Raw genomic sequence first — 9,145 nt, forward strand, 5'->3', positions numbered from 1 at the left:
TGTCCGTCAGCCCACCGGCGGGGACAAGTCGGCACGCCGCGCCAACGACCATCGACCGTCGACGACGCCCACCCACCCCTGGGCGAGCAGGTCGTCGAGGACGACGCCGACGTCCTCGGGCCTGGCTCCGAGGTGCCGAGCCAGGGACACGACGTCCGCACCGTCGCCGGTGGGCACGGCCTCGAGCACCATCCGTGCCCCCGAGGGCAGTGCGTCCAGCGCCGTCGCGGGGGCCGACGCGGGCGTCGTGTCGAGGGTGCCCACCGGGCTGACCGCCTCGATCACCTCCCGGCCGTTGGTGACGACGATCACCTGTCCCTCGCGCAGCGCCTGGTGCACGCCGACCGACGCCCGGCTCGTGACGGGTCCGGGCACGCCCATGGTCACGCGGGCGATCGACGTCGCCCAGTTGAGGGTGTTGAGCGCCCCGCTGCGCCGCGCCGCCTCGACCACCACGGTGCCCTGCGACAGCGCGGCGATCAGCCGGTTGCGCGAGAGGAACCGTGCCTTGGTGGGGCCCTGACCCGGCAGCTGCTCGCTGACGACGGCGCCGGTCTCGGCGACCAGGCCGAGCATGCCGGCGTGCGCCCGCGGGTAGTCGACGTCGACCCCGCAGGCGAGGACCGCCACGGTGGTCCCCCGCATCGACATCGCGCCACGGTGGGCGGCGGCGTCGATGCCGAAGGCGGCGCCGCTGACCACGCAGACGCCCGCGTCGGCGAGGTCGGCACCGAGGTCGCCGGCGACCTCGGTGCCGTACGTGGTGCCGTCGCGGGCACCGACGACGGCGACCGACCTGGCCACCAGCTCGTCGAGGCGTCCGCCGCGCACCCAGACCCCGAGCGGGGCGCCCCGCGCACCGTTGACCGGACGCCCGAGATCGAGGTCGTCCAGGCCGGCGGGCCACTCGGCGCCGCCGGGGCACACCCAGCGCAGGCCGCGGCGGCGGGCGTCGGCGAGGAGGTCGGCCGCGGCGTCAGCCGCTCCGGCGCGCGCCCGCGTCACCCACGGCTCGGGGAGCCCACCCCCGAGCACGATGCCTCCCGGGAGCGAGCGCCCGGTGACGCACGCCTCGACCACCCGGCCCGCGGGGTGGGTGGAGAGCAGGTCGCACACCCGGGCGTCGCCGGGCTCCACCAGCATCGACAGCCGCAGCCGGTCGAGCGCGTCCCGCGCGCTCATGCGGCCGACTCCACGAGCGACACGAGCGCACCCTCGAGCGGCTGCGACCGTCGCAGCGCCAGCGCCGTGCGCACCTCGGCGATCGTGGGTGCGGGCAGACCCAGCAGGTCGGCGACCGTCCAGGACAGGCGCACCACGCGGTCGGACGAGCGCGGGCTGAGCACGTGCCGGCGCACCAGCCTGTCGATCTCGAGGGCACCCACGTCGTCGAGCGGCCAGCGACGGTGCAGGTCGCCGGCGGGCACGTCGCTGTTGGTGCGCCACGGCGTGCCGGCGTAGCGGTGGGCCTGACGCTCGCGTGCCAGCGCCACCTGCTCGGCGACGACCTTCGTGGGCACCCCACGCGACAGCGCCGACTCCAGCTCGCGCCGGCCCGGGCCCGTCACGGTGCGCTGCACGTCGATCCGGTCGCGGATCGGCAGCGCGATCTTGTCCTGGTAGCGGCGCTTGGCCGTCGCCGAGCACTCGCAGTCGCTCGCCTGGCCGGAGTCGAAGCCGCACGGGCAGGGGTTGGCGGCGAGCACGAGCTGGAAACGCGCGGGGTACTCGGCGGTGTGCGCGGCCCGCGACACCGTCACGTGCCCGCTCTCGAGCGGCTGGCGCAGCGCGTTGAGCACGGGTCGCTGGAACTCCGGTGCCTCGTCGAGGAAGAGGATCCCGTGGTGGGCCAGCGAGAGGGACCCCGGGCGGATGAAGCGCGACCCGCCGCCGACCACCGACGCGGCGCTGGCGGTGTGGTGAGGGTCGACGAACGGCGGCCGCGTGAGCAGGCCGCCGTCCTCGCTCAGCAGGCCGGCGATCGAGTAGACCGCCGTCGTCTCGAGCGACTGGTCGCGGTCGAGGTCGGGCAGCAGCGCGGGCATCCGCTGGGCGAGCATCGTCTTGCCCACGCCGGGAGGCCCGTCCAGCAGGACGTTGTGGCCGCCGGCCGCCGCGACCACGATCGACGCCCGCGCCTCGTGCTGGCCCACGACGTCGACCAGGTCGAGCGACGCGAGCCGCTCGGCGTGCTGCCACGCCGTGGTGCCGGCCGCCGGCAGCGCCTCGACCTCGGGGTCGTCCGGCACGGGCTGGCCGGTGAGCACCGCGACGGCGTGCCGCAGCGACCGGACGCCGACGACGGCGAGGTCCTCGACCAGCTCGGCCTCGGGCACGTTGGCCTCCGGCACGATCACGCGACGGCACCCCGCTGCCGCGCCGGCGAGCGTCGCGGGGAGCACGCCGGTGACCGCCCGCAGCCGCCCGTCGAGCGCGAGCTCACCGAGCACGAGGGTGCCGTCGAGCGCCGACTGCGGCACCGCCCTGGTGGCCGCGAGCACCGCCAGCGCGATGCCCAGGTCGTAGTGCACGCCCATCTTGGGCAGGACGGTCGGCGACAGGTTGACCGTCACCTTGCGGTCGGGCCACTGGCAGCCCGAGTTGGTCACCGCGGCGCGGCAGCGGTCGCGCGCCTCGGACAGCGAGGCGTCGGGCAGGCCGACGAGGGTGATCTTGGGCAGCCCCGGGGCGACGTCGACCTCGATCTCGACCAGCCGCCCGCGCATCCCGTCGAGCGTGGCCGAGCGCGTACGTGCGCCGGACACCTCAGCACACCCCCGTGACGCGCTCGACGTGGGCGCGTCCGCGTGAGGGCACGACGACGCCGACGACGTCGATGCGCACGGCCTCGTGCAGCATCGGGTTGGCCTCGAGCCACGCCGCGGCGAGGCGACGGAGCCGAGACGCCTTCTGCGGGGTCACCGCCTCGAACGGCGATCCCTGCGCGCGCGAGCGCCGGGTCTTGACCTCGCAGACGACCACGGTGCCGCCGTCGAGCGCGACGACGTCGACCTCGCCGTGCCGGCACCGCCAGTTGCGTGCGAGCACGCGCATGCCCGCCTGCTCGAGATGGGCGACGGCGACGTCCTCGCCGTACCTGCCCACCGCGTCCTTCTGTGCCTGGGTCGAGCCCACGACGACCACCTCCGCAGGCACTGTGGTGCCGCGGGAAGGGCGCGAACCAGGTCGGTCGCACGGATGTGGACGGATGCCTCGGGGTCCACCGCCTGTGGACGCGGAGCGGGCTCTACTGCGTGACGCGGTAGACGTCGAAGACGCCGTCGACGGTGCGGACCGCCGTGAGCACGTGCCCGAGGTGCTTGGGGTCGGCCATCTCGAAGGTGAACTTGCTCTTGGCCACGCGGTCGCGGCCGGTGGACAGCGCCGCCGACAGGATGTTGACGTGCTGGTCGGAGATCACCCGGGTGACGTCGGACAGCAGGCGGGCGCGGTCGAGCGCCTCGACCTGGATGGCCACCAGGAACGTGGAGGACGAGGTGGGCGCCCACGACACCTCGGTCATCCGGCCCGGCTCGGCGGCCAGGCCCTTGACGTTCGGGCAGTCGCCGCGGTGCACCGAGATGCCGTCGCCGCGCGTCACGAAGCCCACGATGTCGTCGCCGGGCACCGGGGTGCAGCAGCGGGCGAGCTTGATCAGCATGTCGCCGGTCATGCCGGGGACGATGACGCCGGGGTCGCCGCGCCGTGCCTTGCGGCGGCGGTCGGTCTCGTCGGGCATCGCGATGGCCTCGGCGAGGTCCTCGACGGCGCCGTCGGCTCCGCCCATGAGGTTGAGCACCCGCTCGACGACGGCCTGCGCGCTGACGTGGTTCTCGCCCACCGACGCGTAGAGCGCCGAGACGTCGGCGAGGTGGAGGTCCTTGGCGACGGCGAGCAGCGTCTCGTGCTTGAGCAGGCGCTGCAGCGGCAGCCCCTCCTTGCGCATCTGGCGCGTCAGCTCGTCCTTGCCGCGCTCAATGGCCTCCTCGCGGCGCTCCTTGGTGAACCACTGCCGGATCTTGTTGCGAGCGCGCGGGCTCTGGACGAACTCGAGCCAGTCGCGCGTGGGGCCGGCGCCGGGCGCCTTGGAGGTGAAGACCTCGACCGAGTCACCGTTCTCCAGGCGCGACTCCAGCGGCACCAGCTTGCCGTTGACGCGGGCGCCGATGCAGGCGTGGCCCACCTCGGTGTGCACCGCGTACGCGAAGTCGACGGGCGTGGACCCGGCCGGCAGCGACTGCACGTCGCCGCGGGGCGTGAAGACGTAGACCTCGGAGGAGTTGATCTCGAAGCGCAGGGACTCCAGGAAGTCGCCGGCGTCCTCGGACTCCTGCTGCCAGTCGATGAGCTGACGCAGCCAGGGCATCTCGTCGCGCGCGGGGTCGCCACCGCGACGGCGTCCGCTCTGCTCGCCGGGGGGCGCGCCGAGCGCGGCCTCCTTGTACTTCCAGTGCGCGGCGACGCCGTACTCGGCGCGACGGTGCATGCCGAAGGTGCGGATCTGCAGCTCGACGGACTTGCCCTGCGGGCCGATCACCGTGGTGTGTAGCGACTGGTACAGGTTGAACTTGGGCATCGCCACGTAGTCCTTGAACCGCCCGGGGATGGGGTTCCAGCGGGCGTGCAGGACGCCGAGGACGGCGTAGCAGTCGGGCAGCGTCTCGACGAGGACGCGGATGCCGACGAGGTCGTAGATCTCGGCGAAGTCGCGCTTGCCGAGGATCATCTTCTGGTAGATCGAGTAGTAGTGCTTGGGCCGGCCGGTGACGGTGGCCTTGACCTTGGCCGAGCGCAGGTCGGCCTGGACCTGGGCGGTGACGGTCTCGAGGAACTCCTCTCGCGACGGCGCGCGGTCGGCCACCAGGCGCACGATCTCGTCGTAGACCTTGGGGTGCAGGGTCGCGAACGAGAGGTCCTCGAGCTCCCACTTGATCGTGTTCATGCCGAGGCGGTGGGCCAGCGGCGCGAAGATCTCGATGGTCTCGCGGGCGATCCGCTCCTGCTTGTCCTGGCGCAGGTAGCGCAGCGTGCGCATGTTGTGCAGCCGGTCGGCGAGCTTGATCACGAGCACGCGGATGTCGCGGCTCATCGCGACGATCATCTTGCGGATCGTCGCGGCCTGCGCGGAGTCGCCGTACTTGACCTTGTCGAGCTTGGTGACGCCGTCGACGAGCACCGCCACCTCGTCGCCGAAGTCCGCGCGCAGGGCGTCGAGGGTGTACGGGGTGTCCTCGACGGTGTCGTGCAGCAGCGCCGCGCACAGCGTGGGGGGCGTCATGCCGAGCTCGGCGAGGATCGTCGCGACCGCCAGCGGGTGCGTGATGTACGGGTCGCCGCTCTTGCGCTTCTGCTCCGCGTGCATCTTCTCCGCGGTGGCGTAGGCGCGCTCGACGATCGTCGAGTCGGCCTTGGGGTGCGTCGTGCGGACGATCTTCAGCAGCGGGTCGAGGACCGGGTTGGCCGACGTGGGACGCGCGCCGAGGCGTGCCAGGCGGGTGCGGACGCGTGCCGGTGCCGACGCCGACTCCGTCGCCGGAGCCCGGTCGTCACCCTCGGTGCGTGCGCGATCGGCCACTGGTCCTCCCGTTCCTCACGCCAGCCTACGGTGCGCGGACGGCACCGGTGCGTCGACTCCGGACCCGGGGGTGCTCAGCCGAGGACGACGCCGAGGAAGGTGGCGGCGGCTGCCATGACGAGCGCCACCACGAGCACGATCGCGACGAGGCGTCGCTGGTCGTCGTTCATCATCGGTCCTTGCCGTCGCGGGCCGTCAGTACGTGCGGATCGCGCCGAGCGGCGCGTCGGTGATCCTAGCGCGACCGCCGAGCGCGGCGATCTCGATCAGGACGACGTCGGCGGCGACCTCGGCCCCGGTGCGACGCACCAGCTCGTTGGCCGCGACGAGCGTGCCGCCGGTGGCGAGGACGTCGTCGAGCACGAGCACCCGCTGGCCGGGGGCGAACGCGTCGGTGTGCACCTCGACGGTCTCGGTGCCGTACTCGAGGTCGTAGCTGACGCCGTAGGTCGCGGCGGGCAGCTTGCCGGCCTTGCGCACCGGCACGAAGCCGACGCCCAGCGCCATCGCGACGGGGGCGCCGAAGACGAATCCGCGGGCCTCGACGCCGGCCACGACGTCCACGTCACCGGCGAGGTCGCGCGCGAGGTCGGCCAGCGCGCGGACGGACGCGGCGAACGCGTCGGCGTCGGCGAGCAGCGGCGTGACGTCGCGGAAGGTGACGCCGGGCTGCGGCCAGTCGGCCACGTCGCGCACGTGGTCGCCGAGGACGTCGGTGTGGGAGGTCAACGCAGAGGTCCTTCGGTGGTGCGGGAGGGGCTACGCCACCGTAGTGGACGGCTCCTGCGCACCTCGTCCGCGGGCCGCCTCGACCCGCGTCGCCTGCGCCTTGACGGCGCGGTCGCGTCCCTTGATCTGGACGAACAGCGGCGTCGCGATGCACACCGAGGAGTACACGCCGGCCACCATGCCCACCAGCAGCGCGAGCGCGAGGTCCTTGAGCGGGCCCGAGCCGAGCACGCCGACGCCCACGATGAGCAGCGCGACCACCGGGATCAGCGCCGTGATGGCGGTGTTGATGGAGCGCACCAGCGTCTGGTTGACCGCGAGGTTGGACTGCTCGGCGAACGTCGAGACGGTCTGCCGCTCGAACCCGAGCGTGTTCTCCCTGACCTTGTCGAAGACCACCACCGTGTCGTACAGCGAGTAGCCCAGGATCGTCAGGAGCCCGGTGACGGTCGCCGGGGTCACCTCGAACCCCGACCACGCGTAGACGCCGACCGTGATGAGCAGGTCGTGGACGAGCGCGACGATCGCCGCCGCCGCCATCGCGGGCTGGCGGAACCACGCCGCGATGAAGATGGTGACGAGCACCAGGAAGACGATCAGGCCGGTGAGGGCCTTGGTGGCCACCTGCTGGCCCCACGTCGGGCCGATCAGGTTCTGGCTGACCTCGCTGACGCCGGCGCTCTTGAGCGAGGCCTCGATGCGCGAGGCCTGGTCCTGGCTGATCGCCTTGGTCTGGATGCGGATCGAGTCCGACCCGGACGTGACGGCCGTGGGGTCGCCCGCCTGCGGCACGTTCGCGTCGTCGACGGCCTGGATGACCTTGGTGACGTTGGCGTCGGTGGCAGCGATGCGCGCGTCGAACTCGACGCCGCCCTTGAACTCGATGCCCAGCGTCAGGCCGCGCACGAGCAGGCCCACGACGGCGAACACCAGGATGGCGGCCGAGATCGAGTACCAGAGCTTGCGCCGGCCCACGAAGTCGATCGAGATGCGGCCCTCGTAGAGGTGGCGGCCAATCGAACCGAACCGGCTCATCGCAGGGCTCCTTCGGGGACGCGCGACCCGGGGTCGGCGGAGTGGGGGTCGGGGTCCTTCTCGGCGCCGGCCACCTTGACCCAGCCGCGCCGGGCCATCAGCGACACGAGCGGCTTGGTGAAGAAGAAGACCACGAAGACGTCGATCAGGGTGGTGAGGCCGAGCGCGAACGCGAACCCGCGCACGACGCCGATGGCGAAGATGAACAGCACGAGCGCCGCCAGGAACGACACCGCGTCGGCGGCCAGGATGGTGCGACGTGCGCGCACCCAGGCCGTCTCGACGGCGACGCGCGGCGTGCGTCCGTGCCGCATCTCGTCGCGGATGCGCTCGAAGTAGACGATGAACGAGTCGGCGGTGATGCCGATGGCCACGATCAGGCCCGCGATGCCGGGCAGCGTCAGGGTGAACCCGGCGCCGGCGCCGAGCAGCAGCACGAGCGCGTAGGTGATGGCCGACGCGACGCCGAGCGACCCGACGACGACCAGGCCGAGACGGCGGTAGTACGCGACGCTGTAGACCACGACGAGCGCCAGGCCCAGCGCGCCGGCGATCAGGCCGGCCTGCAGCTGCGCGCCCGCGAGCGACGGACCCTCGACCTCGACGCCGTTGACGCCGAACGACAGCGGCAGCGCGCCGAACTTCAGCGAGTTCGCGAGCGACTGGGCCGAGGTCTGGGTGAAGTTGCCGCTGATCCGCGACTGGCCGCCGGTGATCGCCGCCTGCGACGTCGGCGCCGAGAGCACCTCGCCGTCCAGCACGATCGCGAACTGGCTCTGCTGCTGCGACAGCGCGGTGGTGACGTCCTTGAAGACGTCCTGCGCGTCGCCCTTGAGCGAGAGGTTGACGCCCCACTCGAAGGAGCCCTGCGGGACACCGGCGGTGACGTTGTCGACGTCGGTGCCCTCGATGACCGCGGGGCTGAGCACGTAGGTGGCGCCGGTGTCGGGCTCGCAGGTGACGATCGGCTTGTCGGCCTCGTCCTGCACCGAGCCGAGCCCGGCCCGCGTGCACGGGAACGACGCGGCCTGCTTCTGCAGCGCCGCGATCGCGGGCTGGTAGGCGGCCGGGATGGACGTGACGCCCGTGGTCTCGCCGGTGATCTGCTGGGCCAGGGTGAGCTTGGTCCAGTCGACGGCGTCGACGGCCTTCTGCGCCGCCGCGGCGTCCGCCTTGGTCGTGGCCGCGTCGGGCGCGGTGGCGGGCGGCTGGGCGGCGGCCCACACGAGCCGGAAGCGCAGCTGCGCGGTGCGGCCGACCTCGTCGACGATGCCCTGCTCCTGGCGTCCGGGGATCTCGATGATCACCTGGTCGCCGCCCTGCGTGGTGACCTCGGCCTCGGAGACGCCGGTGCCGTTGACGCGCTGGTCGATGATGTCGCGGGCCTGCTCGAGCTTGACCGGGTCGACGTCACCCTCGGACGACTTGGCCTGCAGGGTGATGCGGGTGCCGCCCTGGAGGTCGAGCCCCAGGGCGGGCTTCCAGGTGCCGATCAGCGCGACGGCGGCGAACAGGGCCACGAGGACCACCAGGAAGGCTGCGAGGACGCGGCCCGGGCGGGCGTGGGAGGACCCGGGAGAGGGACGGGGTGTGGGCACCAGAGGAGTGTACGCACGCGTCAGTTGCGCCCGACGACCATTCCCCGAACCGGGAGGAAACCCTCAGGCTGCGCTCAGGCGGTGGGGTCGACCGGGCGGTCGCGGTCGTCGTCGACGGCCGTCTCGGCGGCCTCGTCGGTGAGGATCCGGGCCACCGCCGGACGCAGCACCTCGAGCACCACGCCGGGCGCGACCTCGAGCGAGAACG

General features: G+C 72.8%; 7 protein-coding genes. All 7 read right to left on the minus strand.

Annotated features, from left to right (window positions below):
- Positions 1-6 precede the first annotated feature (6 nt).
- Complete coding sequence (locus tag ACI6PP_RS02530; protein WP_421108798.1) at positions 7-1,182, minus strand: DNA-processing protein DprA; 1,176 nt, start codon at positions 1,180-1,182, stop codon at positions 7-9.
- Entirely contained in the window at positions 1,179-2,765 is a 1,587-nt protein-coding gene (locus ACI6PP_RS02535) for a YifB family Mg chelatase-like AAA ATPase (protein WP_421108800.1), read from the minus strand. Before ACI6PP_RS02535 ends, ACI6PP_RS02530 begins: the two co-directional genes overlap by 4 nt.
- A gap of 1 nt (position 2,766) precedes the next feature.
- Positions 2,767-3,135 (minus strand): YraN family protein, encoded by a 369-nt coding sequence (locus ACI6PP_RS02540; RefSeq protein WP_421108802.1) that lies wholly within the window; start codon positions 3,133-3,135, stop codon positions 2,767-2,769.
- A 112-nt stretch (positions 3,136-3,247) separates the two neighbouring features.
- Positions 3,248-5,575: a RelA/SpoT family protein gene (locus ACI6PP_RS02545; RefSeq protein WP_421108804.1), complete on the minus strand. Its 2,328-nt coding sequence runs from the start codon at positions 5,573-5,575 to the stop codon at positions 3,248-3,250.
- A gap of 195 nt (positions 5,576-5,770) precedes the next feature.
- Positions 5,771-6,304 carry an adenine phosphoribosyltransferase gene (locus tag ACI6PP_RS02550; RefSeq protein WP_421108806.1) on the minus strand — a complete coding sequence of 178 codons (534 nt, stop codon included), beginning with the start codon at positions 6,302-6,304 and terminating at the stop codon, positions 5,771-5,773.
- A gap of 30 nt (positions 6,305-6,334) precedes the next feature.
- Positions 6,335-7,339 (minus strand): protein translocase subunit SecF, encoded by a 1,005-nt coding sequence (secF, locus tag ACI6PP_RS02555; protein ID WP_421108808.1) that lies wholly within the window; start codon positions 7,337-7,339, stop codon positions 6,335-6,337.
- On the minus strand, positions 7,336-8,937 hold the full coding sequence (gene secD / locus ACI6PP_RS02560; RefSeq protein WP_421108809.1) for a protein translocase subunit SecD: 1,602 nt from the start codon (positions 8,935-8,937) through the stop codon (positions 7,336-7,338). Before secD ends, secF begins: the two co-directional genes overlap by 4 nt.
- Positions 8,938-9,145 lie beyond the last annotated feature (208 nt).

The sequence above is a fragment of the Solicola agrisoli genome (assembly GCF_049059935.1).
Taxonomy (GTDB): domain Bacteria; phylum Actinomycetota; class Actinomycetes; order Propionibacteriales; family Nocardioidaceae; genus JAURVT01.

What these genes read in the sequence shown, in the direction of transcription:
- ACI6PP_RS02530 (WP_421108798.1), bottom strand. Translation starts at nt 1,182, where the DNA reads ATGAGCGCGCGGGACGCGCTCGACCGGCTGCGGCTGTCGATGCTGGTG.
- secF (WP_421108808.1), bottom strand. Translation starts at nt 7,339, where the DNA reads ATGAGCCGGTTCGGTTCGATTGGCCGCCACCTCTACGAGGGCCGCATC.